Origin of the sequence: Massilia eurypsychrophila, assembly GCF_002760655.1 — a bacterium.
GTDB lineage: Bacteria > Pseudomonadota > Gammaproteobacteria > Burkholderiales > Burkholderiaceae_D > JAFCUW01.
Map to the genome: position 1 here is coordinate 445748 of NZ_PDOC01000003.1, position 25956 is coordinate 471703.

The following is a 25956-nucleotide window of genomic DNA, read 5'->3' on the forward strand; positions in this document are numbered from 1 at the left end:
GAAGATCGCGCCGCGCGCCCCATCTGATGAAGGTTATTCATCCACACCGGATTGTCCATGCCCCGTCGCGCCTTGCTCACTGTCGCGACCTTGCTCGCGCTGCTGCATCTGTACATTGGCTTGCGCCTGATCCCGCCGATGGGTCTCGGCGCGGCTGGTACAAGCGCAGGCATCGCGCTGCTGGCCGCCTCTGCGCTGCTGGTGCTCACCGGCCTGTTTTCTTCGGTGCTCAAGCGCGTGCCCTTCAGCGAACAGCTCACCTGGGCAGGCCTGCTGTCGATGGGCTTTTTCTCGTCGCTGCTGGTGCTGACGGTGCTGCGCGACGTTGCACTGCTGGTAGCGGTTGTCTTCAGCGCCGGCACGCCGGCGATCGAGCGCGCCAGCGCCATCGGCGTGCCGCTGCTGGCGTTTGTCGTCACGCTGATCGGCTTTGTCAATGCGCGCCGTGTAGCGCGCGTGGTTGATGTCGAGGTGCCGATCGACGGCTTGCCGGCGCAGTTCGACGGCTACTCCATCGTGCAGATTTCGGACATTCACGTCGGCCCCACCATCAAGCGCGGCTACCTGAACGCGATCGTCACCAAGGTCAACGGGCTCAAGCCGGATGCCATCGCCGTCACCGGCGACCTGGTCGACGGTTCCGTCAAGCGCCTCGGCATGCATACGGCGCCGCTTGAACGCCTGGCCGCGCCGGACGGCGCGTTTTTCGTCACCGGCAACCACGAATACTATTCCGGCGCGGCCGAGTGGATCGTCGAGATGCGGCGCCTGGGTCTGACCGTGCTGCTCAACGAGCACGTCGTGGTCGAGCGCGCGGGCCAGGCGCTGATGATCGCCGGCGTGACCGACTTCATGGCGCACCACTTCGACGAGTCGCACCGCAGCGATCCGCATGCGGCGGCAAGGGGAGCGCCCGGCCACGTGAAGGTGCGGGTGCTGCTGGCGCACCAGCCGCGCAGCGCCGAAGCGGCGGCCGATGCCGGCTTTCACTTGCAGCTGTCGGGCCACACGCATGGCGGCCAGTTCTTCCCGTGGAACCTGTTCGTTCCGCTGCAGCAGCCATTCACCGCCGGCCTCAATCGACTGCGCTCGCTATGGGTCTACACCAGCCGCGGCACCGGTTACTGGGGGCCGCCAAAACGCTTTGGCGCGCCGTCCGAGATCACCCGCGTGCGCCTGGTGCGGGCGAAGGGCGTGTGATTACGTCGTCATAAAGCCGTGCACAACTGGACCAAAATGCGATATTGTGCGAATCCTCACTGAACAGTAATCGAAGGATTCGCTGCATGAACCGCACACTGCGTCACACCTCCGCGCTCACCATCCTCGCCGCCAGCATGCTGGCCGCAAGCGCCTTCGCCGCCCCCCCCGGCAACGACCCCGCCGCTCTTGGGCAGATCCGCAATGCCGCGCTGAAAAGCGACTGGGCGCTCGAGCGCCTGGCCGACATGACGGACCTGATCGGACCGCGCCTGTCCGGATCGGCCGGCGCGGCAGCGGCGGTGACGCAGGTGGCCGACGCGATGCGCAAGCTGGGCGCCACCGTCACGCTGCAGCCGGTGAAGGTGCCGCATTGGGTGCGCGGCGCGGAGACCGCATCGCTGGTCGAGTACGCCGGCCGTCCCGCCGGCGTCACGCAGCGCGTGGTGCTCACGGCGCTGGGCGGATCGGGCGCCACGCCGCAAGCCGGATTGATAGCGCCGGTGATCGTGGTTCGTGATTTTGAAGAACTGAAGGCGCGCGCGGCAGAGGTAAAAGGGCGCATCGTGCTGTTCGACGTCGCTTTCGACCAGCAGATGGCCGAACGCGGACAGGCCGGCACGGCCTACGGCCAGGCGGTGATCTACCGTGGCGTGGGCACGCGCCTGGCAGCGCAGATGGGCGCGGCGGCGGTGCTGGTGCGCTCGGCCGGCGGCGCCGATTACCGCCTGCCGCACACTGGCGCCAGCGGGCTGCAGGACGGCGCGCGCATTCCGGCGGCGGCAGTATCGGCGGAAGACGCCATGCTGATGACGCGCCTGGCCGCGCGCGGCCCGCTCAGCATGCAGCTGATCTTGACGCCGCAGGTGCTGCCGGACGCCGACAGCTTCAACGTCATCGCCGATTTCCCCGGCACCGACAAGGCCGATGAAATCGTCATCGTCTCGGGCCACCTCGATTCGTGGGACCTCGGCACCGGCGCCAACGACGACGCCACCGGCGTTGTCACCGCGATGGCGGTGATCGACACGCTCAAGAAGCTCGACTTCCGGCCGCGCCGCACGATCCGCATGATCGCCTGGATGAACGAGGAAAACGGCGGCCGCGGGGGCGCCACCTACCTCGAGGCCAACAAGGCAAACGCCGCCAAGCACATCGCCGCGATCGAAAGCGACGAGGGCTCGGGCCGTGTGTTCGGCATGCGCACCAGTGTGGGCAACGAAGCGATGAAGCACTTTGCGCCGTTGAAGGCGGCGCTGCTGCCGATGCAGGCCGGGGCACTGCAGCGCGCCGATGCGCTGGGCATGGGCGACCTGCATGGACTGGAAGCGGCCGGCGTGCCGAGTTTCGCGCCGCTGATCGACGAGTCGACCTACTTCAACTATCACCACACGCCGGCCGACACGTTCGACAAGGTCAAGCCGGAAGACCTGCGCCGCCATGTCGCCGTGATGGCGGTGACGACCTGGTACCTGGCCAACATGGAGCAGCCGATCGGCCGCGCCAACGTGCCGCCACGCCAGTAAGTTGAGAACTTTCCACGGTCTTGAAGCTACGTCATATCTTTGGCACAAAAAAACCCGGCGCATGGCCGGGTTTTTTCTTCTGCGCCCAACCGGTTACTACAGGTTCAGTTTTGGCAGGTAGCCGCCTGGGATGATGCCGAATACCGACAGCACGATCAGGATCAGCAAGATGATGAAGAGCACACGGACGATCTGGGCAACCGGAGCCGGCAGTGGCAGCAGGCTGACCAGCCACCAGATGAGCCCGAAGATGACGAGATAGACGATGAGGCTGATTAGTATGTTCATATTTTTTTCCCCTACAGCTGTGGATGACGAATTGTCGAGCGACAGGTGGACAATATCGCAAACCCGATTTCTCGACTGTTCGGTAGGGCACATAGACTGCGGGCAACCGAACGCCCGCGGCAAAATGAACCGCTATTCGTCGGCGACCCGACGGATTGCGCGGGCGCGCCCATGGAAAGGGCGGCCATACATGGTCTGGATGCCGCTGGTGAAGTTCTGCCCCCACACCAGTTGCGAGCGCGCTTCGGACGGTTCGGAAGACCAGTACCAGACGCGGTGAAACTGCTCCCTCAGGTTGGCGAACAGCAGCGACAGTTCGCGCCGGGTCGGCAGCTCGCCGCCGCTGAAGGCGGCCCATTCGCGCGCGGCGGCCCAGGTGACGTCCTGGGCGTCGCCCGGCAGCAACACGACGTGATGATCCGGCGCGCCGTTTTTCCCGAGGATCATCCCCGCGTAATGCTCTCCGTCCTTCAAGCTTGCCCTGACTGGATCGTACCTGCTCATTCGCCCTCCCTGGAAGCTCGCACCTAGCAGTTAAGACCCGCGCGCGAAGGCTAAGTTGCCGTGTTTCTGACGGCGCGAGCGAAAAAGGCGTTGCACCGCGATCGGCTGGCTTTCGCCTTATAATTTCATCCCTTTCCGAAATTATGGAAGTTGCAATGGTCCCCGTCGGCGGCCTCGTCACTCCAACCGCCGAATGATCACTGCACTCGCCATATTTATCGCCACGCTGGTCCTCGTCATCTGGCAGCCGCGCGGACTCGGCATTGGCTGCAGCGCCTCGCTCGGCGCGATCGCCGCCTTGCTGGCCGGCGTCATCGAGGTGTCCGACATTGCCGTCGTGTGGCACATCGTGTGGAACGCCACCGCCACCTTCATCGCCATCATCATTACCAGCCTGCTGCTTGACCAGGCCGGCTTCTTCCAGTGGGCCGCGCTGCACATGGCCCGCTTGGGCGGCGGCAGCGGCCGCAAGCTGTTCGTGCTGATGGTGCTGCTCGGCGCGGCGGTGTCGGCGCTGTTCGCCAACGATGGCGCGGCGCTGATCCTCACGCCGATCGTCATCGCCATGCTGATCGAGCTGCGTTTTTCGGCGAAGGCGACGCTGGCCTTCGTCATGGCCGCCGGCTTCATTGCCGACACCGCCAGCCTGCCGCTGGTGGTGTCGAACCTGGTCAATATCGTCTCGGCCGACTATTTCGGTGTCAGCTTTGGCCGCTACGCCGCGGTGATGGCGCCGGTGAACGTGGTGTCGGTGGCCGCCACGCTGGCCGTGCTGCTGCTGTTCTTCCGCCACGACATCCCGAAAGACTACGACGTCAAGCAGATCAAGCAGCCGCGCCTGGCGATTCGCGACCAGGCCACCTTCACCGCCGGTTGGTGGGTGCTGGGCCTGCTGCTGGTCGGTTTTTTCGGGCTCGAACCGCGCGGCGTGCCGATCAGCGCCACCGCCGCCGCCGGCGCCGCCGTGCTGTTCGTCATCGCCGCGCGCGGCCAAGTGATCGCCACGCGCGAGGTGATCCGGCACGCGCCGTGGCAAATCGTCGTGTTCTCGCTCGGCATGTACATGGTGGTGTACGGGTTGCGCAACGCCGGCCTGACTGCCGCGCTGACGCAGCTGCTCGATGCTTGCGCGCAGTACGGCGTGTGGGGCGCGGCGATGGGCACCGGCATCATCACGGCGCTGCTGTCGTCGATCATGAACAACCTGCCGACCGTGCTGATCGGCGCGCTGTCGATCGATGCCACCGCCACCAGCGGCGCGGTGCGCGAAGCGATGATATTCGCCAACGTCATCGGCAGCGACCTCGGCCCGAAGATCACGCCGATCGGCAGCCTGGCCACCTTGCTATGGCTGCACGTGTTGTCGAGCAAGGGCATCACGATCACCTGGGGTTATTACTTCCGCGTCGGCATCGTGCTGACCTTGCCGGTGCTGCTCCTGACACTCGCGGCGCTGGCGCTGCGGCTACAATAGGGCGCATCGCGCAGGAGGCTCGCAGTGGATACCCATCTCGTCTGTACCATCGGCCATTCGACCCGTCCGATCGACGAGTTCATCGGCCTGCTTCAGCTGCACGACGTGCAGTGCGTGCTCGACGTTCGCACGGTGCCGAAGTCGCGCCACAACCCGCAATTTAACCGCGATAACTTGCCGGGCTCGCTGGCGGCGGCCGGCATCGGCTACCGCCACATCGCCGGCCTTGGCGGGCTGCGCCATGCGCGCGCCGACTCGCCCAACAGCGGCTGGCGCAACGCGTCGTTTCGCGGCTACGCCGATTACATGCAGACGGTGGACTTTGACGACAACATTGATGCGCTGATTGAGCTGGCGCGTGCATCGCGTTGCGTGCTGATGTGCGCCGAAGCGGTACCGTGGCGTTGCCATCGCTCGATGGTGGCGGATGCGCTGGTGGTGCGCGGCGTGCCGGTCGAGCACATCATTACAGGCGCGAAACGCAAGCCGCATGTGTTGACCCCGTTCGCGGTGGTAGAGGGAACCCGGATCACCTATCCGCCGCAGCCGCAGGGGGCAACCGCAGGGGTCTGACCCGGTTTTGCTGTCAGGGCCAGACCCCGGAGTCGGCGGCGCCAAGACTGTGCGGCGGCAAGCGGACGAGCAAATAAACCTGTCTGCTCTGGTTGCATGCCGATCCTTGCTTGCCTATGCTGGTTCCTGCATGTTAATCACTGGATGGAGGATGTCATGGGCCTCAGGAGCACCGTCCTCGCGACGGCTTTTGTATTCATGGGCGGTTGCGCCCAGACCGGCAGCGTCAGGCCGCCGCCGCAGGCAGATGAAATCTACGCGCCCGATGCTGGGGTAACTTCGAGCGGTGCATCGACGTCAGGCCAGACGAACGCCGGCAGCGGCGAGCGCTCCCGCGAGGAAGTGCACGCCGAGGCGGTGGAGGCGGTCAGGAATCACAAGTCGACGCTGATGGATGAACTGGAGTGGTTCAATCCGTTCGTCAAGGGACGTTGAAAAAAAAGCGTCACGATCGCTCGTGACGCTTTGGACGCGACCAGGTGTTCGCGCTTTTAAGGCTTCTCAGCCTTCAGGTGTTTGTCGAGAAATGCTTCCACTTTGCGCGCGAAGTCGACTTGCGTGCTGACCTGGCGGAAGCCGTGCGCCTCGTTGGAATAGGTAACCCATTCCGGCGGGTGTCCAGCTTTGATCAGCGCAGAACGAAGTCGCTCGCCGTGCTCGATCGGCACGCGCATGTCGCTTTCTCCGAATGCCAGCAACAGCGGCGCCTTGATGTCCCAGGCGCGCATCAGTGGCGAATTATCCGCGAGCATTTTAGCGTCCTTGTCGACATCGCCGATCAGCTGCGGCAGCATGTAGCGGCGGCTGCCATCGTCGAGATCGTCGATGACGTTCCAGGCACCCTTCAGCAGCAAGGAAGGATCGGTGACGGCCAGCCAGGCCACCCCGCACTTGTAGAGCTCGGGGTGACGGACCAGTCCCATCAAGGTGCTGTAACCGCCGTAACTTGCGCCGGCGATACAAGCCTTGTTGCTGGCCAGCCCTTGCTTTTGCGCCCAAAGCAGCGCATCGGCCACATCGTCTTGCATCGCCTGGCCCCATTGCTTCCAGCCGGCGCGGTAATGGGCATAGCCATAGCCGGTACTGCCGCGGAATTCCGGGCTGATCACCAAATAGCCGCGCGAGGCGAGAAACTGCTGCATGCCTTCCCATTCCCAGTCGCCCTCGCGGATCCACGGTCCCCCGTGCACCAGCACGACGGTAGGCGCCGGCTGACCGGCCTTCACTCCCGCCGGTTGGGTTACCCAGACAGGCAGATCACGCCCATCGCGCGCCTTGATGCGGTGCATCGAGACACGGCTCATGCGCTGCGGGTCGATCTCGTCCTGAACAGCGCCGACCAGATTCCATTTCTTGCTGACGGACTCATAATGGAACAGCTTGCCCGGATCGCGGTCCGAGAAAGAGCGAACCAGCAACACCGCTTCATCGGCGCCGCAACGGCGGCAACTGATGCGATTGACGCGGCCGGGCAACTGGGCGTCGACCATCGCCTGTGCGCGCTTCATGCCTTCGTCGTACCAGATTGTTTGCTCGGCATCGGTGATCAAGCGTACGCCGAGCGGACCAGCGCCGGGGCGTCCCTCGACCAGTGAACCGCGGAAGTCAAAACCCGGCGTCTCGAGCAATGGCGTAGCGCTCGGCTTGCCAGTTTTGAAGTCGAACTTGCTCAACACGGAATAGCCGGACTGGTCGGTATGGGTCACATACAGATTGCCGATATCGTCGACTCCCACGGGCGTGAACTTCGCCTCCAGCACCTTGTCTTGCGTCAGTTCGCTCCATTTCTTCTCGCCGGGGCCACGCCAGCTTGTCGCTTCCACGCCATTATGGCTGGTGTATGCAACGCGCGGCTCCGCCGCGGTGTCGAAGTCCCAGGCGACAACGTGGCTGATCGGCTCCACGTCCATGATGCGGGTGCGTCCGGTGCGGACATTAATCCATTTTGGCCAAACGCTTGTCATCGATTTGTGATCGAAATACATTTCGCCGATGACGACTTCATCGGGCCTGATGCCGGGTTGCTGCTCAGGTACCGCCAACAAAGTGTGATTCCACTTCAGCAGGCGACCGTCTAATGAGTTGGTGCTGCCGTCGCGGCTGACCAATGTGCGCGGCTGAGTGCCGTCCGCGTTTACCGAGAACAAGCCACGGGCAAAATATCTGTCTTCGCCGCTGCCGTCCTGCAAGTCAACGGCGCTATACACCAGGCGGTCGTCGCCGACCCATTCAAACTGGGTGATATCTGCATCGGAAAACGTAGCGGCGCGGTTCGCCTTCGGGGTGCCGCCGGCCAGGTCGATCACCACCAGCCCGACGCGCTTATCGCCGCGGGAAGTCGATATGGCGATCTTGGTGCCGGACGGCGACAGCTTGGCGCTCAGCACGGCAGGGCGCTGAAAGAAGTGTTCGACCGGGGTCTGCTCTGGCGCAGACTGCGCGTGGGCCGCCAAGGGGGGAATTGCGAGCAGCGCCGCACACGCTGCCGCGAACGGCAAGCGAACACTCAACTTGTGAAGCATATGGATCAGCCCTTCTGTTTGATGTTAAAAACTGGCATCCATCTGCTTATCGTCGCATCTAGATTAGCGGCCTCACGTTGAAAACCGAATTCTTCCGCAAGCGTTCAATATCGCATTCAATCGTATTATTTATGCAAAATTACGTTTACGCAAGCATTGCTTATCGTTGTATCTTTTGCGCAGCAGCGCGCATGGCCAGGGCGTGAATCGCCAATGCGGAGGATGGTTAAGGTGACCGAATTTTTAGGGGCGGTGAGACGTTTCGAGCCAGACGCGGCTTGACGTGGTGGGCCAGGAGGGGTCATTCGATGGCGTAAGCCAAGTTTGCTGAGGTTTGGTGCCCGGGACCGGAATCGAACCGGTACGCCATTTCTGACACGAGATTTTAAGTCTCGGGTGTCTACCAGTTTCACCACCCGGGCAACGGGCGAGATTCTAGCACAGGGAGCGGGTTCGCTGGCTTCGACATGGTGCATCTTTGATCCGATAAATGGCGTCCCCCGCGTGCTCGGGGAAGACGGTCTCCGGGCTAACAGCCCAGGCGCCGCCGCCGTCGCGCTAACCGCCTTCCCGGGTGTCACCCCAACTTGCTTTGGCCGTCGCCACGGATGGTGTAGCATTCGTGGCGGCGTGCCGGCGGTCCCGGTGCGCCTGTACATCCAAGGACAAGAATTGAATATCACTATTAACGAAGAACTGCGTTCGTTTATCGACCCGCTCACCGCCAATGAATCCGCCGCGCTCGAACGCAGCCTGCTGGCCGAAGGCTGCCGCGATGCGCTCGTGCTGTGGGGCGAAACGCTGATCGATGGTCACAACCGCTACGACATCTGTACCCGCCACGGCATCGAATTTCGCACCGTTCAGAACACCACTTTCAGTTCGCTCGACGACGTCATGCTGTGGATGATCGACAACCACCTGGCGCGCCGCAGCGTGTCGGACTACCAGCGTGGCGTGCTTGCGCTGCGCAAGAAGGACATCGTCACCGCGCGCGTGGCGCAGCGCGCTGCGGCGGAGCCGGAAGCCGACGCCGCCCCAGAGGCGGCACCGCAGTCGCCGCCGTGGAATACGCGCGAAGACGTCGCCAAGGCGGCGCGCGTGTCGAGCAATACCATCAGCCAGATCGAACGGATCCAGAAGGCGGCCACGCCGCAGCTGGTGGAAGCGGTGCGCGCCGGGACGATCTCGATCAACGCCGCCGCCAACGTCGCCTCGCTGCCGCCTTCCGAACAGATCGTCGCGGTGGCCGGCGGACGCAAGGAGCTGCAGCTGGCCGCGCGCCAGGTGCGCGAACAGAAGGCCGGCAGCCGCCCGCCAAAAGAGACGCCCGCCGATGAAGCGGCCGACCTTCGCGCGCAGGTCGCCGCGCTGCGCGACAAGGTCGACGCACTCCAACTCGAAAACGCCGCGCTGAAACAACAGCTGGGCCTCTAGGCCACACCCCACACCAGGAGTAAAGTCCGCATGCTTTCACAACGCCTCGTCTTCAGCGCGCTGCTCGGTTGCGCTTCCTTGTTTGCAGCGCTGCCGGCACAAGCGCAGCAGCCGTTCAAAGCCGGCAAGCCCAGCGCCGAGCAGGCGCGCTGGCAGGCGACGGCGCAACGCGTGACCATCATGCGCGACAAGTGGGGCATCCCCCACGTGTTCGGCAAGACCGATGCCGACGCGGTATTCGGCCTGCTGTACGCGCAGGCGGAGGACGACTTCAATCGCGTCGAACTCAATTACATCAACGCGCTGGGGCGCCTGGCCGAAGTCGAGGGAGAAAAGGAGCTGTGGCGCGACCTGCGCATGAAGATGTTCATCAGGCCGCAGGACATGCAGGCCAAGTACGCGGCCAGCCCGGCGTGGCTGAAAAAGCTGATGGTGGCCTTTGCCGATGGCCTTAACTTCTACCTGCACACGCATCCGGAAGTGAAACCGAAGCTGATCTCGCACTTCGAGCCATGGATGGCGCTGGCCTTCAGCGAAGGCAGCATCGGCGGCGACATCGAATCGATCGACCTGAAGCAGCTCGAGAAAATGTACGGCAGCGGCGCTGCGGTCAAGCTGGCCGACGCCGGCAGCGGCTTCGGCCCGGAGCCGCGCGGCTCGAACGGCTTTGCGATCGCGCCGAAACGCAGCGCATCCGGCCACGCGCTGCTGCTGATTAATCCGCACACGTCGTTCTACTTCCGCCCTGAAGTGCACATGGTCAGCGAAGAAGGCCTGAACGCGTATGGCGCCGTGACCTGGGGCCAGTTCTTCGTCTACCAGGGTTTCAACGAGCGGGCAGGGTGGATGCACACCTCCGGCGGCGGCGACGTCATCGACGAGTATCTCGAAACGGTGGTCGAAAAGGACGGCAAATTCTTCTACAAGTACGGCGCCGAACAGCGGCCGATGCGCGCGGTGCCGATTACGCTGCCGTACAAGACCGCTGCCGGCATGGCCAGCAAAACCGTCACCGCGTACTTCACCCACCACGGCCCGGTGGTGCGCGAGGCCGGCGGCAAATGGGTGTCGGTCAAGCTGATGGAAGAACCCCTGAAGGCGCTGACGCAGTCGTACACCCGCACCAAGGCGACCAGCTACAAGCAGTTCCATAAATCGATGGAGCTGCGCACCAACTCGTCGAACAACACCGTGTACGCCGATGCCGATGGCACCATCGCTTACTTCCACGGCAATTTCGTGCCGAAGCGCGATCCGTCGTTCGACTGGGCGCATCCGGTCGACGGCAGCAATCCGGCCACCGAGTGGCGCGGCCTGCACGATGTCAAGGACACCATCACGCTGAAAAATCCGGCCAGCGGCTACATCCTCAACACCAACAACTGGCCGTTCGCCGCGGCCGGCGCCAACAGCCCGCGCCAGAAGGACTACGCCGCCTACATGTGGACGCTGCCGGAAAACGCGCGCGGCCTGCACGCGATCAAGGTGCTGAAGGACGCGCAAGGATTCACCCTCGACAGCCTGGTCGCCGCGGCCTACGATAGCTACCTGTCTGCGTTCGAGCCGCTGGTGCCGGCGCTGGTGAAGGACTGGGAGGCGCTGCCGGCGAACGATCCGCAAAAGGCGCAACTGGCCGCGCAGGTGGCGGCGTTGCGCGCCTGGGACCTGCGCTTCTCGGTGACGTCGGTGCCGACGTCGCTGGCGGTGTACTGGGGCCAGCAGATGGTGGCCGCCGCATCGGCAGCGGCGCGCGCCAAGGAGATACCGGTGGTCGACTACATCGGCGCCAGCATCACCGCGCAAGAGCGCCTGCAGGCGCTGGCGCGCGCATCGGACAAGCTGGCGGCGGACTTCGGCACCTGGCAAACGCCATGGGGCGAGATCAACCGCTTCCAGCGCATCAGCGGCGCGGTCGACCAGCAGTACGACGACAGCAAGCCGAGTTATCCGGTGGCGTTCACGTCGGCCAACTGGGGTTCGCTGGCGTCGTTCGGCATGGTGGCGAAGCAGAAGACCAGGCGCATCTACGGCGACCGCGGCAACAGCTTCGTGGCGGTGGTCGAATTTGGCCCGCGCCTGCGCGCAAAAAGCATCCTCGCCGGCGGCCAGAGCGCCGATCCGGCATCGAAGCACTTCAGCGACCAGGCAGAGATGTACAGCAAGGGCCAGTTCAAGGACGTGTTGTTCTATAAGGCCGACATCGAGGCTTCGCTCGAGCGCAAATACCATCCCGGCAAATAGGTTCCCGGCAGAGTTTGCATCTTCCACTTTGCGCAAGATGTAATTAAATAAAGATTAAGGTTATTGCAATGACTTCTGGAATCGGATTAACCTGAGCCTGCTTTTATCGCTGGCTCGACCTAACCATTTCCCAGGAGTGCAAACGTGAAATCGAAATCGTTGTCGCTTAAATCCCTGTCCTTCGCTGCCGCGCTGCTGTGCGCGTCAGCGGCGGCGCAGGCCGAAATTATTTTCTTCACCGACCGCGCGGCCTTTCTGGCCGCGCTCAGTTCGTCCGGCACCGATACCTTCGACGACCTCACCGTCAGCCAGACCAGCTCGCCGTTGCTGCGCAGCGCCGGCGCCTACAGCTATCGCGCCAGCGTCGGGCCCGTGTCGAATTTCTGGCCGGCCGGCACCACCGGCGGCGATGTCTGGCTGGCGGCGACCGTCAGCAACGACATCATCACATTCGACAATTTCGGCGGCCTGCGCGCCGTCGGCGGCAACTTCTTCGGCTCGGATGCGGCCGGCGCTTTCTCGCCCAACCGCTCACTCGTGCTGACCGCCACCGGCGGCGCCACCACGCGCACGGTCAATCTGTACGACACGACCATATCGACTTTCCTCGGCTTCATTTCTACCGATGCGCTGTCGACGGTGACCTTGCAGACCGAGGGCATCCCTGGCGGCACGGCATACTGGTCGACGGCCAACAACGTGACCATCGGCATGCCGGTGCCGGAGCCGGAAACCTACGGCATGCTGCTGCTGGGCCTCGGCCTGGTCGGCTTCATGGCGCGCCGCCGCGCCCGCTGACGGTACCGGCGTCGACAGCCGCGGCAACGTGCCGCGGCTGTTTGCATTTGGCAATCCGCTGCCTCGAACTTGCGAGCGGGGAATTGCTCAGTTTCTTCGTGCAGATCAAGTTATCACTACATTAACCTTGGTTCCATTGCAGGCATTGAGCGCCTGATATCTACTGGAGCCAGCAGTCGCTGTGCTCATCCGATGTGTTCACAAGGGGAACTACCATGAAGAAGAAAACGCTTTCGCTAAACGCGCTGGCGCTAGCCGCGTTGCTATGCGGCGGCGCCGCCGCCCAGGCGCAGATCACCGTCTATAACGATCACACCGCGTTCCTGGCCGCCGTCACCAACGCCGGCACCGACACCTTCGACGACTTGCCGATGTCGCCGCTGCCTACGCCGCTGTCGCGCTCGGCCGGCATCCACAGCTATTTCGCCAGCGCCGGACCGGCCTCGATATTCTTCCCCGCCGGCACGGGCACCGACCACTGGCTGTCGACCGCCGACTCCACCGACTCGATCACCTTCTCGGGTTTCTCGCCCGGCGTGTATGCACTCGGCGGATTTTTCTTTGGCTCTGATGCCAATGGCGCCTTCCTGCCCGGTACCACGGTGACGTTGACGGCGCTGTCGGGCGAGACCCGGACCGTGTCGCTCACCGACACCTTGACCACCACCTTCCTCGGCTTCACCTCCGACGTGCCGCTGATCTCGGTGGTGCTGACCGCGTCCGAGATCGGCGGCGCCGTCTGGCCCACCGCCAACGACCTGACGCTGGCGGTACCGGAACCTGGCGCCTATGGCATGTTGCTGGCTGGCCTGGGCGTGGTCGGTTTTGCGGCGCGCCGCCGTCGCGCCCGCTGAAGGCGCGCAGGCGAACGTAGCGGCCGCGCTCCCCGCGGCCGCTTTCGGCTTGCAATGACGGCCGCCTCTGCCGGCTGCCGCTGCGCCCGATGCTGGCCCGGCAGCACACGCGCTTGCTATAATTCCGGCTTCCAACAGGCGACAGGGCAGGCAGTGGCAAAACTTTACTTCAGGTATTCGGCGATGAACGCCGGTAAATCGACCGCGCTGCTGCAAGTGGCGCACAATTACGAAGAACAGGGCCAGCGCGTCAAGCTTTTCACCGCCGCCATCGACAGCCGCTATGGCGTCGGCCAGGTCACCTCGCGCCTCGGCCCTCAGCGCCAGGTCGACACCTTCGACGCCGACTACAACTTCCTCGCCGAAGTGCCGCAGGTAGCCTGCGTGCTGGTCGACGAAGCGCAATTTCTCAGCACCGTCCAGGTCCAGCAGCTGCACCAGCTGGCCCAGGTGCGCGGCGTGCCGGTCATCTGCTACGGCCTGCGCAGCGATTTTCGCGGCGAGCCGTTTCCCGGTTCGGCTTACCTGCTGGCGCTGGCCGACGATATCGAAGAGCTCAAGAATATCTGTACGTGCGGCAAGAAGGCGACGATGAACGTGCGCATCGACGAAGATGGCCGCCGCATCCGCGATGGCGAGCAGGTCAGCATCGGCGGCAATGAGCGCTATCGCCAGGCTTGCGGCCGCTGCTTCTACGCGTAAGCGCGCGCGGCGATGTCATTCCTGGCCAGCTGCCAGACCATCGTGCCGGCTGCTGCGTGCCAGCACAGCGACCTGCTGCTGTACCTGCTGCCCTCGGCCGCGCTCGCTTTCCTGATCCGGCTACTGGCAGGCACCCATCCGTTCTTTTTCCTGTTCACCGTGGCCGGCACCATCTGCCACGAACTGGCGCATTTTGCGGTCGGGCTGCTGACCGGCGCCCGGCCCGGTTCGCTGACGATCATCCCGCGCCGCGCCGGCCACACCTGGGAGCTTGGCTCGGTGACCTTGATGCGGGTGCGCTGGTACAACGCCGCACCGGCCGCGCTGGCGCCGATCCTGATCATCGCGCTGCCTTTTCTGGTGGCACGCTGGCGCACTACGCCGGGCTGGACGTTCCAGCCGGTCGACCTGGCGATTGCCTTTGCGCTGGCGCCGCAGTTCCTGTCGTTCTGGCCGTCGAAGGTCGACTGGCGCATCGCCTTGCGCTCCTGGCCGTACCTGGTGATCGTCGGCGCCGCCGCCGCGCTGGCGTGGACCGTACGCCCCAGTCTGTTTCAATTTGTAAGACCTTGAACGGGCGTGCGGCGCGCCCCGTAAGCTTGCCACGTGAATCTACGCAAGCTGCTCCTGTGCGGACGCGCTATGCTGTTAGAATCGATCAGATAACGCGTTCGGCGCGCGCGCACCCCTTGTGTTCAGACAGTCCCGCCCGCAGTTACCAGCACCACGCATGGAGAGACCAAGAATGAAGAAGCAGATGTTCATCGTTGCACTGGCGGTCGCCTTGACCGCCCCGGCCACCTTTGCCCAGCCCGAGAAAGTCGGCACCACCCAGCTCAAGCCAATCCCGTCGCAGGCGACCGCGGCGCTGTGGGCGTCGAAGATGCTGGCGCGCCATCACTACAAGGCAATCCCGCTGGACGATGCGATGTCCGAGAAGATCTTCGACCGCTACTTCAAGACGCTCGACGGCGAAAAGATGTACTTCCTGCAGAGCGACATCGACCAGTTCGACGTCGTCCGCAACAAGCTCGACGATGCGATCAACAACGAAAACCTGACCCTGCCGTTCGTCCTGTTCAACGTCTACCAGCAGCGCTTCACCGAGCGCATGGCGTATGCGCGCGACCTGCTCAAAACCAGGCTCGACTTCACCAGCGACGAGACATACACGATCGACCGCGAAAAAGCGGCGTGGCCGAAAAGCGAAGACGAGGCGCGCGAGCTGTGGCGCAAGCGCGTCAAGAACGACTGGCTGCGCCTGAAACTGGCCGGCAAGGACGACAAGGCAATCCGCGAGGCGCTCGACAAGCGCTACGACAACTACCAGGTGCGCCTGCGCAAGCTGAACAACGAAGACGTGTTCCAGATGTTCATGAACGCCTACGCCACGTCGATCGAGCCGCACACCAACTACCTCGGCCCGCGCGCCGCCGACAATTTCGACATCGCCATGCGATTGTCGCTCGAGGGCATCGGCGCCGTGCTGCAAACGCGCGAAGAGTACACCGTGATCCGCGAGATCGTCGCCGGCAGCCCGGCCGGCCTGTCCGGCAAGCTGAAGGTAGGCGACCGCATCGTCGGCGTTGCCCAGGGCGATGCTGCGTTTACCGATGTGCTCGGCTGGCGTATCGACGACGTCGTCCAGCTGATCCGTGGCCCGAAAGACTCCGCTGTGCGCCTCGACGTGTTGCCTGAAGGTGCAGGCACCGACGGCAAGCACGTGGCCGTGTCGCTGGTGCGCAAGAAGATCAACATGGAAGAGCAGTCGGCCAAGAAAACGATCATCGAAGTGCGCGACGGCGGCGTCAAGCGCCGTGTCGGCGTCATTTCGCTGCCGACGTTCTACCTCGATTTCGACGCCCGCCGCCGCGGCGACAAGGATTACAAGAGCGCCACGCGCGACGTCGCCCGCATCCTCGGCGAGCTGAAGAAAGAAAAAGTCGACAACGTGCTGATCGACCTGCGCAACAACGGCGGCGGCTCGCTGATCGAGGCGGTCGAGCTGACCGGCCTGTTCATCGACAAGGGGCCGGTGGTGCAGCAGCGCACCGCGGAAGGGCGCATCGAAGTCGAGAGCGACACCAACGCCGGCCTGGCGTGGGATGGCCCGGTGGGCGTGCTGATCAACCGCGGTTCGGCGTCGGCGTCGGAAATTTTCGCCGCCGCGATCCAGGACTACGGCCGCGGCCTGATCATCGGCGAGCCGAGCTTCGGCAAGGGTACCGTGCAGACGATGATCAACCTCGACCGTTTCGCGCCGACGACCGAGAAGGTGCACTACGGCGAGTTGAAGATGACGATCGCCCAGTTCTTCCGCATCAACGGCGGCACCACGCAGTTGCGCGGCGTGTCGCCCGACATCAAGCTGCCGGTGACGTCCGACAACGAGAACTTTGGCGAATCGAGCTACGACAACGCGTTGCCGTACGTATCGATCAAGCCGGCCAGCTATGTCGCTTCGGGCGACCTGAAGGAACTGATCGCACCGCTGCAGAAGCGACACGAGGCGCGCATCGCCAGGGACAAGGACTTCCAGTACCTGCAGGAAGACATTGCCGAGATGCGCAAGCTGCGCAAGGAAAACGCCATTTCGCTCAACGAGTCGGTGCGCCGCAAGGAGCGCGATACGCAAGAGGCGAAGGCCAAGCTGCGTGAAGCGCGGGTTGCGTCGCAGGGCACGGCCGACGACAAGGAAGCGCGCAGCAAGGTGCCCGATCCGACGGCCAAGCCGGCCAAGGCGCTTGCCGTCAAGGGCTCGCCGCGCCAGGACGACGGCCTGCAGGCGGACGAGCGCAGCCTGGCGGCCGAACTGGCTGCCGAAAAAGCTGCCAAGAACGCCAAGGACGTGATGCTGCAGGAAGCGGCGCACATCCTCAGCGACGAAGTGGCGATGTTCAAGACCAACACCCGTCTCGCCTCGCGCGTGATGCCGTACCGCGCCGCGACCAAGCTCGCCGACTGACCGGCTGTCTCGCTGTCCCAAAAAGCCCGCCCGGCGCACCGCCCGGCGGGCTTTTTTTACGCAAAGTGCTGGTGTCAGGTCTGACATTCGGACATTCCTGCGATGAAATGTCCGAATGTCAGACCTGACACCTGCGTTTGGCTTTGCTGCGAAACCGACTTTTTCGGGTACAATTCTTGTGAACGGTCGTGCTATTTTTGATCGGCGCCCAACAAGGAGACTGTATGGATTTGAACTACACAGCCGAGGACCTGGCGTTTCGCGATAGCGTGCGCAACTTCCTCGAGCAGAACCTGCCGGCCGACCTGCAGCAGAAAGTGCGCAAGCACCTGCGCCTGGCCAAGGACGACTACGTCCGCTGGCACAAGACGCTGGCAAAACAAGGCTGGGTCGCGCCGGGCTGGCCGGTCGAATTCGGCGGTCCCGGCTGGAGCCCGGTGCAGCGTCATATCTGGGAAGAAGAATGCGCCCGCGCCGGCACGCCGCCGATCCTGCCGTTCGGCGTCAACATGGTCGCCCCCGTCATCATGGCCTTCGGCAGCCAGGCGCAGAAGGACTACTTCTTGCCGCGCATCCTGACGTGCGAGGACTGGTGGTGCCAGGGCTACTCGGAACCGGGCGCCGGCTCCGACCTCGCCTCGCTGAAGACCACCGCCGTGCGCGACGGCGACCACTACATCGTCAACGGCCAGAAAACCTGGACCACGCTGGCGCAGCACGCCGACATGATCTTCTGCCTGGTGCGCACCGACAGCGGCGTGCGCAAGCAGGAAGGCATCTCGTTCCTGCTGATGGATATGCACGCCCCCGGCATCACGGTGCGCCCGATCATCATGCTCGACGAAGACCATGAGGTAAACGAGGTGTTCTTCGATAACGTGCGCGTGCCGGTCGAGAACCTGGTCGGCCAGGAGAACAAGGGCTGGACCTACGCCAAATACCTGCTGGGCCACGAGCGCACCGGCATCGCCGCGGTGGGCCGCTCCAAGCGCGAGCTGGGCTTCCTCAAGCGCTTCGCCGCCGCGCAATCGGTCAACGGCAAGCCGCTCATGGCCGACCCACTGTTCGGCGCCAAGGTCGCCGCCCTCGAGATCGAGCTGATGGCGCTGGAGATGACGGTGCTGCGCGTGCTCTCGCAAGCGCACAAGGCGCCCGGTCCCGAAGCGTCGGTGCTGAAGGTGCGCGGCACCGAGATCCAGCAGACGCTGACCGAATTGATGGTCGAAGCGGCCGGCCCGCTGGCGCTGCCGTTCGACCCGGCCTACCTCGAAGGCGAGACGGAGCACAGCATCCTCGACGACGATGCCGCGCCGCTGGCCGCACACTACTTCAACGTCCGCAAGACCTCCATCTACGGCGGCTCGAACGAGATTCAACGCAATATCATCACCCAGATGATCCTTGGACTGTGAGGCACTGAATGGATTTCAACTTCAAAGAAGAACAGCAGCAGTTCGCCGATGCCCTCAAGCGCTGGGTGGCGAAGGACTACAGCTTCGACGAGCGCGCCCGCATCATCGGCTCGGACGCCGGCGTATCGGACCAGGCATGGGCCACGCTGGTCGAACTGGGCATGACGGCGCTGCCGGTGCCGGAAGAGCAGGGCGGCTTTAGCGGCACGGCGGTCGACTTGTTCGTCGTCATGCAGGAGTTGGGCCGCGGCCTGGTGGTCGAGCCCTACCTGGCCACCGTCCTCGGCGCCGAATTCCTCAAGCTGGCCGGCGGCCACGACGCGCTGCTCGAACAGGTCGGCGCCGGTGAACTGAAGCTGGCGTGCGCGCTGGGCGAGGTGCAGTCGCGCCATGACCTGGCCGACATCGCCACCACCGCCAGCGCCGACGCCGACGGCTACGTGATCAATGGCCGCAAGAGCGTCGTCGTGCATGGCGCGCAAGCCGGCAGCGTGATCGTCTCGGCGCGCAGCGGCGGCGCCCAGCGCGACACCGGCGGCATCTCGCTGTTCGTGCTGCCGCTGGCGAGCGCTGGCATCACCGTCACCGGCTACCGCACGCTCGACGGCCAGCGCGCCGCCGACCTCGTGTTCGACAAGGTACGCGCGCCGGCTGCCGCGCTGCTGGGCGCCGCCGGCGCCGGCTGGGCCATTCTCGACGCCGCTGCCGATTACGGCGCCGGCCTGCTGTGCGCCGAAGCGCTCGGCGCAATGGAAGCGATCTTCGCCGCCACGCTCGACTACCTGAAGACGCGTACCCAGTTCGGCGCGCCGATCGGCAAATTCCAGGCACTGCAGCATCGCATGGCCGACATGTACATCCACCTGGAGCAGGCCCGCTCGATGGCCTTGCTGGCCGCGGTCAGGCTGGCCTCGGGCGAGGCGTCCGAACGCCGGCGCGCGGTGTCGGCGGCGAAGTACCGCGTCGGCCAGGCGATGAAGTTCGTCGGCCAGCAATCGGTGCAGCTGCACGGCGGCATGGGCGTGACCAACGAGCTGCCGGCCGCGCACTACTTCAAGCGCCTGACGATGATCGAGCTGACGATGGGCGACTCGGACCACCACGTGCGGCGCTTCATGGCGCAGCCAGGCTTCGAGCAGGAAGCGGCATGAAGCAAACCAGCTGGTATTTCGAGGACTTCCATCCCGGCCAGGAGATCGCGCTGGGCAGCCGCACGGTCAGTGAAGAAGAGATTATCGCGTTCGCAACGCAGTTCGACCCGCAGCCGTTTCACGTCGATCACGACGCCGCGGCGGCGTCGATCTATGGCGGCGTGATCGCCAGCGGCTGGCATACCTGCAGCATGATGATGCGGATGGTGGTCGATACGATGATGGGTAAATCGTCCAGCATGGGCTCGCCCGGACTCGATGGCGTGCGCTGGCTGCTGCCGGTGCGCGCCGGCGACACCATCACGGCGACCTACCTGACCAGGCAGGTGAAGGCATCGGCGACGAAGAGCGACCGCGGCGTGGTCTGGTCGACCTGGACCGCGGTCAACCAGCACGGTCAGCCGGTCTGCACGATCGAAGGGATGGGCATGTTCGGGCGGCGTCCCGATGCGTGACATCGCCGACCTGGACGAATTGAAGACGCTGGTCGGCACCGAGGTTGCGGTGTCCGACTGGATCGCCATCACGCAAGAGCGCATCAACACGTTTGCCGACGCGACGTCGGACCACCAGTGGATCCACGTCGACGTCGAGCGCTGCAAGGCCGAGTCGCCGTTTGGCGCACCGGTGGCGCACGGGTTCTTGACTCTGTCGTTGCTGCCGGCGCTGTTCGAGAACGCGGTGCGCATGGTCGACGTCAAGATGGCGCTGAACTACGGCTTGAACAAGGTGCGTTTTCCGGCGCCGGTGCCGGTAAACAGCCGGCTGCGGGCCAGGCTGACCTTGGGTAGCGTGGAGCCGATTGAAGGTGGCGCGCAGCTGGTATGGAGCGTGGTGGTGGAATGCGAAGGCGCGCCGCGGCCGGTATGCGTCGCCGAATTCGTCATGCGCCGCTACCCGTAAAACATCCGGCGGCGTTCGCCGAGGGGGCTGACCCTGACGGCAAAATCGGGTCAGACCCCTCGCCTTCAGTCAGCTGCGGGTGATTGGCAGCGACAGGTCCTCGCCCAGCGAAATCCACTTGGCCAGCTCCAGCTTGGCCACCGCGTTGCGGTGCACTTCGTCCGGGCCGTCGGCGAGGCGCAGCGTGCGGTTCATCGCCCATTGCGACGCCAGCGGGAAGTCGTCCGATACGCCGGCGGCGCCGTGCGCCTGGATCGCCCAGTCCAGCACGTCCTGCGCCACGGTCGGCGCCAGCACCTTGATCATCGCAATCTCCGCCGCCGCCTGCTTGTTGCCGACCGTGTCCATCATGAACGCCGCCTTCAACGTCAACAGCCGCGCCGTGTCGATCCTGATGCGCGACTCGGCGATCCGCTCGCGCCAGACTCCCTGTTCGGAGATTTTTTTGCCGAACGCGACCCGGCTGTTGAGGCGCTTGCACATCAGCTCCAGCGCGCGCTCGGCCACGCCGATCGCCCGCATGCAGTGGTGGATGCGGCCAGGCCCCAGGCGCCCCTGCGCGATCTCGAAGCCGCGCCCTTCGCCCAGCAGCAGGTTCGCCACCGGCACCCGCACATTCTCGAACAGGATCTCGCAGTGGCCGTGCGGCGCATCGTCGTAGCCGAACACCGGCAGCGGGCGCACGATGGTGATGCCCGGCGTATCGGCCGGCACCACGATCATCGACTGCTGCGCGTGGCGCGCCGCGGTGAAGTCGGTCTTGCCCATCACGATGAACACCTTGCAGCGCGGGTCGCCGGCGCCGGAGATCCACCACTTGTGTCCATTGATGACGTAGTCGCCGCCATCGCGCTCGATGCGCGTCTCGATGTTGGTCGCGTCCGACGAGGCGACGTTCGGCTCGGTCATCGCGAACGCCGAGCGGATCTCGCCGCGCAGCAGCGGCTCGAGCCACTCGCGCTTGTGCGCTTCGCTGCCGTAGCGCTCGATCGTTTCCATGTTGCCGGTGTCGGGCGCGGCGCAGTTGAACACTTCCGGCGCCCACACCACGCGGCCCATGATTTCGCACAGCGGCGCATAGTCGAGGTTCGACAGGCCTTCCGGCGCGCGCACCGACTGCGGCAGGAACAGGTTCCACAGGCCCTGTTCCCGCGCCAGCGGCTTGAGCCGCTCGATCAGCTCGGTCGGAATCCAGCGGTTGCCTTTTTCCACGCCGTTGCGGTCGATCTCCTGCTTGAACGCTTTTTCATTCGGATAGATGTGCTCGTCCATGAAGGCGAGCAGGCGTCCCTGCAGTTCCTTGCAGCGCTCTGAATAGTCGAAATTCATGTGTCGGTCCTGGGAGTGGAGAAGAGGGGAGAATCAGGCCATGCGGGCCAGCGCGTACTGCCAGCCCATTTCGGCCATCGGCCGCGCGGCCTTGCCGTTTTCCAGCGCCTGCGCGCTCGACGCGGTGCCGTCTACATAGCGTTTCATGATGCCCTGCATGATGCCGGCGAGCCGGAACATGTTGTAGGCCAAGTAGAAGTTGAAATCTTCGGGCCGGATGGTGGCGCCGGTGCGCGCGCAATACGAGGCGATGTACTGATCCTGCGACGGAATGCCGAGTGCTTCCAGGTCGAGCCCGGCGATGCCGCGGAACTGCCCGGGGCGGATGTGCCAGCTCATGCAATGGTACGAAAAGTCGGCCAGCGGATGGCCCAGGGTCGACAGCTCCCAGTCCAGCACGGCCAGAATACGCGGCTCGGTCGGGTGGAAGATCATGTTGTCCATGCGGAAGTCGCCGTGGACGATGGACGTCGCTTCGCCGGCCGGGATGTTCTGCGGCAGCCATTCGATCAGCTTGTCCATCGCCTCGATGGTTTCGGTGGCCGAGGCCTGGTACTGGCGCGTCCAGCGTTCGATCTGGCGGCCGAAATAATTGCCCGGCTTGCCGTAGTCGGCCAGGCCGATGGCGGCGTAATCGATCGTGTGCAGCTGGGCGATCACGCGGTTGAGCTCGTCGTAGATGGCGGCGCGCTCGGGCGGCGTCATGCCCGGCAGCGCCTGGTCCCACAGCACCCGGCCCTCGATAAATTCCATGACGAAGAAGGCGCGCCCGATGACCGCTTCGTCGTTGCACAGCAAGAACTGGCGCGGCGCGGGGAAGCCGGCCTTGTTGAGCGCGTCCATGACCCGAAATTCGCGGTCGATCGCGTGGGCCGATGGCAGCAGCTTGGCGGCCGGGCCCGGCTTGGTGCGCAGCACGAACGACTGGCCGCCGGCGGTCAGCTTGAAAGTCGGGTTCGACTGGCCGCCCTTGAACTGCTCGACCGATAAATCGCCTTCCGGAAAACCGGCGATGTGCGCGCGCAGGTAGGCGCCGAGCGCCTCGACGTCGAAGCGCTGGCGCTCCGACACGGGCTTGGTGCCCATCATTTCTTCGAACATGCTGTCTCCTGCTTTTCTTGTGTGATGGCTTATTCTAGCCGATGAAATGGAACGATCGTACTATTTATTTTGGGCGCGATTTCTTGTACTGGTCGAACAACGCCTCCATGGTCGTGCTGCGCGATTGCCCGTGCAGCGGCGCCGGCGGGGCGTAATTGACGAAGCGCACCACCCAGTCGGCGTCGTCGCTGCCGACGTCGAGCGCGTTGATGCAGCCGGCCGTCTGCGCCAGGCCGCCGAGGAACATGCGCTGGCCGGTCAGTGCCAGCGACAAGATGGCGCAGTTGACGCCGCCGTGCAGTACCAGAAGCACCGTGTCCCAGTTGGGATCGGCGCGCAGGCGGGCGATGGCCGGGTGGATGCGGTCCATCAGTTCGCCGACCGACTCGCCGCCGAGGAAGCGCTTGTCGGCGCTGACCATGCCCTCGAAGGCACCGGTGAAGGCGTCGCGCAGGTCGGCGTCGGCGATGGTCGACAGGCGCCCGCCGCGGATTTCTTCCAGCTCGGGCCAGGCGTCGATGGCGATGTCCTGACCGGTTTCGGCCAGCACGCGGCGCGCCGTTTCGACGGTGCGCGGCAAGCCGGAGACGATCACGCGGTCGAAGCGCACATCGTGCGCGGCAAACGCCTGGCCGGCGGCGCTGGCCTGCTCGCGCCCTTGTTCGTTGAGGGGGACCGATTCGGGCAGGAAGGGCTTGCCGGATTCGTCGAAGTAGGTGACGCTGCCGTGGCGCATCAGGAAGACGCGGCGGCGGGTGGAGAGTGGGCTGGTCATGCCTCCATAGTACACCGGCGACCGTGTGGCCAAGAAGTTGCCGGCTTTCCTGAGTGATTTCAGTTAATAAAAATATAATGAACAGAGCGGGAATTAAATGCTATCCTGTCGCGTGTAACATTTGTAACAGCCGGAGGCTGGAACAAATATGTACCCGTTCACGCTAAATGCATATGCACTCAACAATAAAGAAACTCGCGCAGTCGACATGGAAGTCATTTGAACAGGCAATGCACGTTGGGGATATTGCCCGAGAGCGTCGCCGGTTAACCTTTTCGGTCTTTATCTGGTCGTTCCTGATATTGAGCGTCTTGTCTATTACTATGCTGTGGCTGGGCGATAAGCTCAACGCCAGCGGCATGGTGGTTACCCGTTTCCTGGCAGGTGCGCAGGCGCCGGTAACATCCCAATACGGCTATCCTGCCGCCGCCCGGGAGCAGATCACGGTCGTCATGTACGACCAGGAATTCCTTAACAGTAACGGCAGCGCTTGGCCGATCAGCTACCAGGACCACGCCGACTGGCTGCTGCGCCTAGCCGGTGATCCTGCCGCCCGGCCCAAGGCGATTTTGCTCGACATCTCGTTCGGGCAGGACCGCGTCGATGCCACGCTGCCGATCCTCAAGCAGGCGCTGTGCACAGTGCAGAATGAGTACAAGGTGCCGGTATTCCTGGCGGCATTGCCGTCGGCGAAGGACGGCAAGCTGGCGGTACGCTCCGGGCTGGCGGCCGCCGGCGAATCTGCCTGCTTCACCCTTGTGGGCGTCGACTACGTTGCCGATCCGCTGGACGGCCTTGCCTGGGGCTACCAGCTCACGCGCCATCGCACCGAAGCGGGCTGGCAGCCGGGACCTGCCGATGCTCCGGCTCAGCCTTCATACCGTAGCGCCGCGATGGCGATGGCGCAGGACGTGGCAAAGATCGAACTTGGCGAGGAAACGGTACCCATGGCGCTAGTCTGGGGCAACAATTCGGCCCCGCAAAACGAGCGTCCCGACCGCCTGAAAAGCTGCACGCCTGGTGAACGCCAATTGTACAAGTTGATTCCCGGCGTGCTGCGCCAGGTCTGGGAGAGCGCGCCGGCGCAGCCGCTGTGCCCGTATCACCGCACATTATCGATGGCCCAGCTGGGCCAGCTGTCGGAACAGGAGTTGGCGCCGTACCTGGCGGGGCGCTACGTGATGGTGGGCGCAAATATCCCCGGATATAACGATTTCGTCGATTCACCGATTCATCGCCTGCTGCCCGGCGTCTACCTGCATGCCATGGCACTGGATAATTTTCTCACCTATAAGGACGGCTATAAGCTCAGCGCGGAATGGACAATTCCGCCGTCGCTGGCATTACTGCTGCCTGGTGCGCTGACGATATTCGCCGTCTTGCTGGTGCACCTGGCCTGGACGCTGATGCTGCATAAATTCTTCCGCACCACCCGTTTCCACCGTTGGCGCAGGCAGCGACTGCGCTCGGCGCTATCGCGCCGGATGTCGATGCATGCGATTGCAGTACTTGCGTGGATAGTGCGGCTGACGCTGCAAAGTATCGCCGCAATGGCAATGATCGCCTTCCTGCAGCATTTTTTCCGCATCGGTATGCTGCCGGTCGTCGAATTGATCGGCATGACGCTATTGGCCGAAGGCCTCGGCTACATGAGCAAATTGCGGATATTCATATTCGGCGAAGAAGTTCGCGTTCGGCCAGTTCTATCAAGTCAAGTTTGAATAATAACGCTGTCAACCAGGAAGGAAGTTCCATGAAACTTACATCGCCGATGGTTTTTGCCGTCCTTGCGCTCGCCATTCCCGCTGCCGTTGCGCAGGACAGGATCGTCGCGGCCAGCCCGGGCAGCAGCCTTACGCTTGACCTGTACGAGTCGCCCGCCGCTGCCCAACCGGTCAAAACGATTAATGTGACCGAGGCCGGACTGCCATTGGCAATTCAGTCGAAGCAGCCCGGTTTTTATCAGGTCGCCATCGCCGGCAAGGATTACTGGGTGCGCGGCGCCAAGGTTCGCATCAGCCGCGACACCAGCGCCAACTGCGGCCCGATCGCCCTGGCATCGGGCCAGCCGACTGCCGCCACGCCGGGAGCTGGTAAAAATGCCTGTAACTAGCTTGGTATCGCCACGCCGGCGACTGTTGCAAGGATCCGCGTTCGCCGTCAGCCTGGCATTGTTGTCGGGATGTGCGAATGCGCCGAAA

Annotated in this window: 24 protein-coding genes and 1 tRNA gene; 18 read left to right on the forward strand and 7 right to left on the reverse strand. The window is 64.1% G+C overall.

Going from position 1 to position 25956, the window contains the following annotated elements; translation table 11 throughout:
* Positions 1 to 57: 57 nt before the first annotated feature.
* Both CR105_RS07695 and CR105_RS07700 read left to right on the forward strand, forming a co-directional pair.
* The gene (locus CR105_RS07695) at positions 58 to 1200 is read left to right on the forward strand and encodes a metallophosphoesterase (protein WP_099787832.1); all 1143 of its coding nucleotides are present in this window, start codon (positions 58 to 60) and stop codon (positions 1198 to 1200) included.
* A gap of 86 nt (positions 1201 to 1286) precedes the next feature.
* Entirely contained in the window at positions 1287 to 2726 is a 1440-nt protein-coding gene (locus tag CR105_RS07700; protein WP_099787833.1) for a M20/M25/M40 family metallo-hydrolase, read from the forward strand.
* Between the two features lie 96 nt (positions 2727 to 2822).
* Here CR105_RS07700 and CR105_RS07705 read toward each other — a convergent pair whose 3' ends face one another.
* Positions 2823 to 3014 carry a Thivi_2564 family membrane protein gene (locus CR105_RS07705; RefSeq protein WP_099787834.1) on the reverse strand — a complete coding sequence of 64 codons (192 nt, stop codon included), beginning with the start codon at positions 3012 to 3014 and terminating at the stop codon, positions 2823 to 2825.
* Between the two features lie 132 nt (positions 3015 to 3146).
* Positions 3147 to 3461, reverse strand: coding sequence for an Lcl C-terminal domain-containing protein (locus CR105_RS07710; protein WP_229413713.1), 315 nt, complete (start codon positions 3459 to 3461; stop codon positions 3147 to 3149).
* A gap of 250 nt (positions 3462 to 3711) precedes the next feature.
* Between CR105_RS07710 and CR105_RS07715 the strand changes: the two genes are divergently transcribed.
* The 3 genes from CR105_RS07715 to CR105_RS07725 all read left to right on the forward strand — a co-directional run bounded on the left by CR105_RS07715 (position 3712) and on the right by CR105_RS07725 (position 6000).
* The gene (locus tag CR105_RS07715) at positions 3712 to 4992 is read left to right on the forward strand and encodes an arsenic transporter (RefSeq protein ID WP_099787836.1); all 1281 of its coding nucleotides are present in this window, start codon (positions 3712 to 3714) and stop codon (positions 4990 to 4992) included.
* A gap of 24 nt (positions 4993 to 5016) precedes the next feature.
* A complete protein-coding gene (locus CR105_RS07720) occupies positions 5017 to 5565 on the forward strand; it encodes a DUF488 domain-containing protein (protein WP_099787837.1) in 549 nt (182 codons plus the stop codon).
* Positions 5566 to 5721: 156 nt separating this feature from the next.
* A complete protein-coding gene (locus CR105_RS07725; RefSeq protein ID WP_131021654.1) occupies positions 5722 to 6000 on the forward strand; it encodes a hypothetical protein in 279 nt (92 codons plus the stop codon).
* A 56-nt stretch (positions 6001 to 6056) separates the two neighbouring features.
* Here CR105_RS07725 and CR105_RS07730 read toward each other — a convergent pair whose 3' ends face one another.
* Together CR105_RS07730 and CR105_RS07735 are read right to left on the reverse strand one after the other, a co-directional pair.
* The gene (locus CR105_RS07730) at positions 6057 to 8087 is read right to left on the reverse strand and encodes a S9 family peptidase (RefSeq protein WP_099787839.1); all 2031 of its coding nucleotides are present in this window, start codon (positions 8085 to 8087) and stop codon (positions 6057 to 6059) included.
* Between the two features lie 335 nt (positions 8088 to 8422).
* A tRNA-Leu gene (locus CR105_RS07735) sits at positions 8423 to 8509 on the reverse strand.
* 250 nt (positions 8510 to 8759) lie between these two features.
* On the opposite strand from CR105_RS07735, the gene CR105_RS07740 reads away from it, so the two are divergent.
* From CR105_RS07740 to CR105_RS07790, 11 genes are all read left to right on the forward strand, one after another.
* Positions 8760 to 9524, forward strand: coding sequence for a hypothetical protein (locus tag CR105_RS07740; RefSeq protein ID WP_099787940.1), 765 nt, complete (start codon positions 8760 to 8762; stop codon positions 9522 to 9524).
* Positions 9525 to 9554: 30 nt separating this feature from the next.
* Positions 9555 to 11765 (forward strand): penicillin acylase family protein, encoded by a 2211-nt coding sequence (locus tag CR105_RS07745; RefSeq protein WP_099787840.1) that lies wholly within the window; start codon positions 9555 to 9557, stop codon positions 11763 to 11765.
* A 144-nt stretch (positions 11766 to 11909) separates the two neighbouring features.
* Positions 11910 to 12563, forward strand: coding sequence for an FxDxF family PEP-CTERM protein (locus CR105_RS28250; protein ID WP_229413716.1), 654 nt, complete (start codon positions 11910 to 11912; stop codon positions 12561 to 12563).
* Between the two features lie 215 nt (positions 12564 to 12778).
* Positions 12779 to 13417 carry a PEP-CTERM sorting domain-containing protein gene (locus CR105_RS07755; protein ID WP_099787841.1) on the forward strand — a complete coding sequence of 213 codons (639 nt, stop codon included), beginning with the start codon at positions 12779 to 12781 and terminating at the stop codon, positions 13415 to 13417.
* A 153-nt stretch (positions 13418 to 13570) separates the two neighbouring features.
* Complete coding sequence (locus CR105_RS07760; RefSeq protein ID WP_099787842.1) at positions 13571 to 14119, forward strand: thymidine kinase; 549 nt, start codon at positions 13571 to 13573, stop codon at positions 14117 to 14119.
* A 12-nt stretch (positions 14120 to 14131) separates the two neighbouring features.
* A complete protein-coding gene (locus CR105_RS07765; RefSeq protein WP_099787843.1) occupies positions 14132 to 14692 on the forward strand; it encodes a hypothetical protein in 561 nt (186 codons plus the stop codon).
* Positions 14693 to 14864: 172 nt separating this feature from the next.
* Positions 14865 to 17084, forward strand: coding sequence for a carboxy terminal-processing peptidase (locus tag CR105_RS07770; protein WP_099787844.1), 2220 nt, complete (start codon positions 14865 to 14867; stop codon positions 17082 to 17084).
* Positions 17085 to 17308: 224 nt separating this feature from the next.
* Positions 17309 to 18496 (forward strand): acyl-CoA dehydrogenase family protein, encoded by a 1188-nt coding sequence (locus CR105_RS07775; protein WP_099787845.1) that lies wholly within the window; start codon positions 17309 to 17311, stop codon positions 18494 to 18496.
* An 8-nt stretch (positions 18497 to 18504) separates the two neighbouring features.
* Positions 18505 to 19647 (forward strand): acyl-CoA dehydrogenase family protein, encoded by a 1143-nt coding sequence (locus CR105_RS07780; protein WP_099787846.1) that lies wholly within the window; start codon positions 18505 to 18507, stop codon positions 19645 to 19647.
* On the forward strand, positions 19644 to 20102 hold the full coding sequence (locus CR105_RS07785) for a MaoC family dehydratase (RefSeq protein ID WP_099787847.1): 459 nt from the start codon (positions 19644 to 19646) through the stop codon (positions 20100 to 20102). The genes CR105_RS07780 and CR105_RS07785 overlap by 4 nt, the downstream gene beginning before the upstream one ends.
* Entirely contained in the window at positions 20095 to 20550 is a 456-nt protein-coding gene (locus CR105_RS07790; RefSeq protein WP_099787848.1) for a MaoC family dehydratase, read from the forward strand. Before CR105_RS07785 ends, CR105_RS07790 begins: the two co-directional genes overlap by 8 nt.
* A gap of 69 nt (positions 20551 to 20619) precedes the next feature.
* On the opposite strand, the gene CR105_RS07795 is transcribed toward CR105_RS07790, so the two are convergent.
* From CR105_RS07795 to CR105_RS07805, 3 genes are all read right to left on the reverse strand, one after another.
* Positions 20620 to 21879 (reverse strand): acyl-CoA dehydrogenase family protein, encoded by a 1260-nt coding sequence (locus CR105_RS07795; RefSeq protein WP_099787849.1) that lies wholly within the window; start codon positions 21877 to 21879, stop codon positions 20620 to 20622.
* A gap of 33 nt (positions 21880 to 21912) precedes the next feature.
* Positions 21913 to 22980, reverse strand: coding sequence for a phosphotransferase (locus CR105_RS07800; protein ID WP_099787850.1), 1068 nt, complete (start codon positions 22978 to 22980; stop codon positions 21913 to 21915).
* A 64-nt stretch (positions 22981 to 23044) separates the two neighbouring features.
* The gene (locus CR105_RS07805) at positions 23045 to 23755 is read right to left on the reverse strand and encodes a histidine phosphatase family protein (RefSeq protein ID WP_099787851.1); all 711 of its coding nucleotides are present in this window, start codon (positions 23753 to 23755) and stop codon (positions 23045 to 23047) included.
* Between the two features lie 173 nt (positions 23756 to 23928).
* Here CR105_RS07805 and CR105_RS07810 point away from each other — a divergent pair, with 173 nt between their 5' ends.
* Together CR105_RS07810 and CR105_RS07815 are read left to right on the forward strand one after the other, a co-directional pair.
* A complete protein-coding gene (locus CR105_RS07810; protein ID WP_180288123.1) occupies positions 23929 to 25476 on the forward strand; it encodes a CHASE2 domain-containing protein in 1548 nt (515 codons plus the stop codon).
* A gap of 32 nt (positions 25477 to 25508) precedes the next feature.
* Positions 25509 to 25868 carry a hypothetical protein gene (locus tag CR105_RS07815; protein ID WP_131021655.1) on the forward strand — a complete coding sequence of 120 codons (360 nt, stop codon included), beginning with the start codon at positions 25509 to 25511 and terminating at the stop codon, positions 25866 to 25868.
* Positions 25869 to 25956 lie beyond the last annotated feature (88 nt).

Excerpts from the sequence above, each read along its gene's own strand:
- CR105_RS07695 (WP_099787832.1), top strand. The coding sequence starts at position 58 with ATGCCCCGTCGCGCCTTGCTCACTGTCGCGACCTTGCTCGCGCTGCTG.
- CR105_RS07700 (WP_099787833.1), top strand. The coding sequence starts at position 1,287 with ATGAACCGCACACTGCGTCACACCTCCGCGCTCACCATCCTCGCCGCC.
- CR105_RS07705 (WP_099787834.1), bottom strand. The coding sequence starts at position 3,014 with ATGAACATACTAATCAGCCTCATCGTCTATCTCGTCATCTTCGGGCTC.
- CR105_RS07710 (WP_229413713.1), bottom strand. The coding sequence starts at position 3,461 with ATGATCCTCGGGAAAAACGGCGCGCCGGATCATCACGTCGTGTTGCTG.
- CR105_RS07715 (WP_099787836.1), top strand. The coding sequence starts at position 3,712 with ATGATCACTGCACTCGCCATATTTATCGCCACGCTGGTCCTCGTCATC.
- CR105_RS07725 (WP_131021654.1), top strand. The coding sequence starts at position 5,722 with ATGGGCCTCAGGAGCACCGTCCTCGCGACGGCTTTTGTATTCATGGGC.
- CR105_RS07730 (WP_099787839.1), bottom strand. The coding sequence starts at position 8,087 with ATGCTTCACAAGTTGAGTGTTCGCTTGCCGTTCGCGGCAGCGTGTGCG.
- CR105_RS07745 (WP_099787840.1), top strand. The coding sequence starts at position 9,555 with ATGCTTTCACAACGCCTCGTCTTCAGCGCGCTGCTCGGTTGCGCTTCC.
- CR105_RS07755 (WP_099787841.1), top strand. The coding sequence starts at position 12,779 with ATGAAGAAGAAAACGCTTTCGCTAAACGCGCTGGCGCTAGCCGCGTTG.
- CR105_RS07765 (WP_099787843.1), top strand. The coding sequence starts at position 14,132 with ATGTCATTCCTGGCCAGCTGCCAGACCATCGTGCCGGCTGCTGCGTGC.
- CR105_RS07770 (WP_099787844.1), top strand. The coding sequence starts at position 14,865 with ATGAAGAAGCAGATGTTCATCGTTGCACTGGCGGTCGCCTTGACCGCC.
- CR105_RS07775 (WP_099787845.1), top strand. The coding sequence starts at position 17,309 with ATGGATTTGAACTACACAGCCGAGGACCTGGCGTTTCGCGATAGCGTG.
- CR105_RS07780 (WP_099787846.1), top strand. The coding sequence starts at position 18,505 with ATGGATTTCAACTTCAAAGAAGAACAGCAGCAGTTCGCCGATGCCCTC.
- CR105_RS07785 (WP_099787847.1), top strand. The coding sequence starts at position 19,644 with ATGAAGCAAACCAGCTGGTATTTCGAGGACTTCCATCCCGGCCAGGAG.
- CR105_RS07790 (WP_099787848.1), top strand. The coding sequence starts at position 20,095 with ATGCGTGACATCGCCGACCTGGACGAATTGAAGACGCTGGTCGGCACC.
- CR105_RS07795 (WP_099787849.1), bottom strand. The coding sequence starts at position 21,879 with ATGAATTTCGACTATTCAGAGCGCTGCAAGGAACTGCAGGGACGCCTG.
- CR105_RS07800 (WP_099787850.1), bottom strand. The coding sequence starts at position 22,980 with ATGTTCGAAGAAATGATGGGCACCAAGCCCGTGTCGGAGCGCCAGCGC.
- CR105_RS07805 (WP_099787851.1), bottom strand. The coding sequence starts at position 23,755 with ATGACCAGCCCACTCTCCACCCGCCGCCGCGTCTTCCTGATGCGCCAC.
- CR105_RS07810 (WP_180288123.1), top strand. The coding sequence starts at position 23,929 with ATGCACTCAACAATAAAGAAACTCGCGCAGTCGACATGGAAGTCATTT.
- CR105_RS07815 (WP_131021655.1), top strand. The coding sequence starts at position 25,509 with ATGAAACTTACATCGCCGATGGTTTTTGCCGTCCTTGCGCTCGCCATT.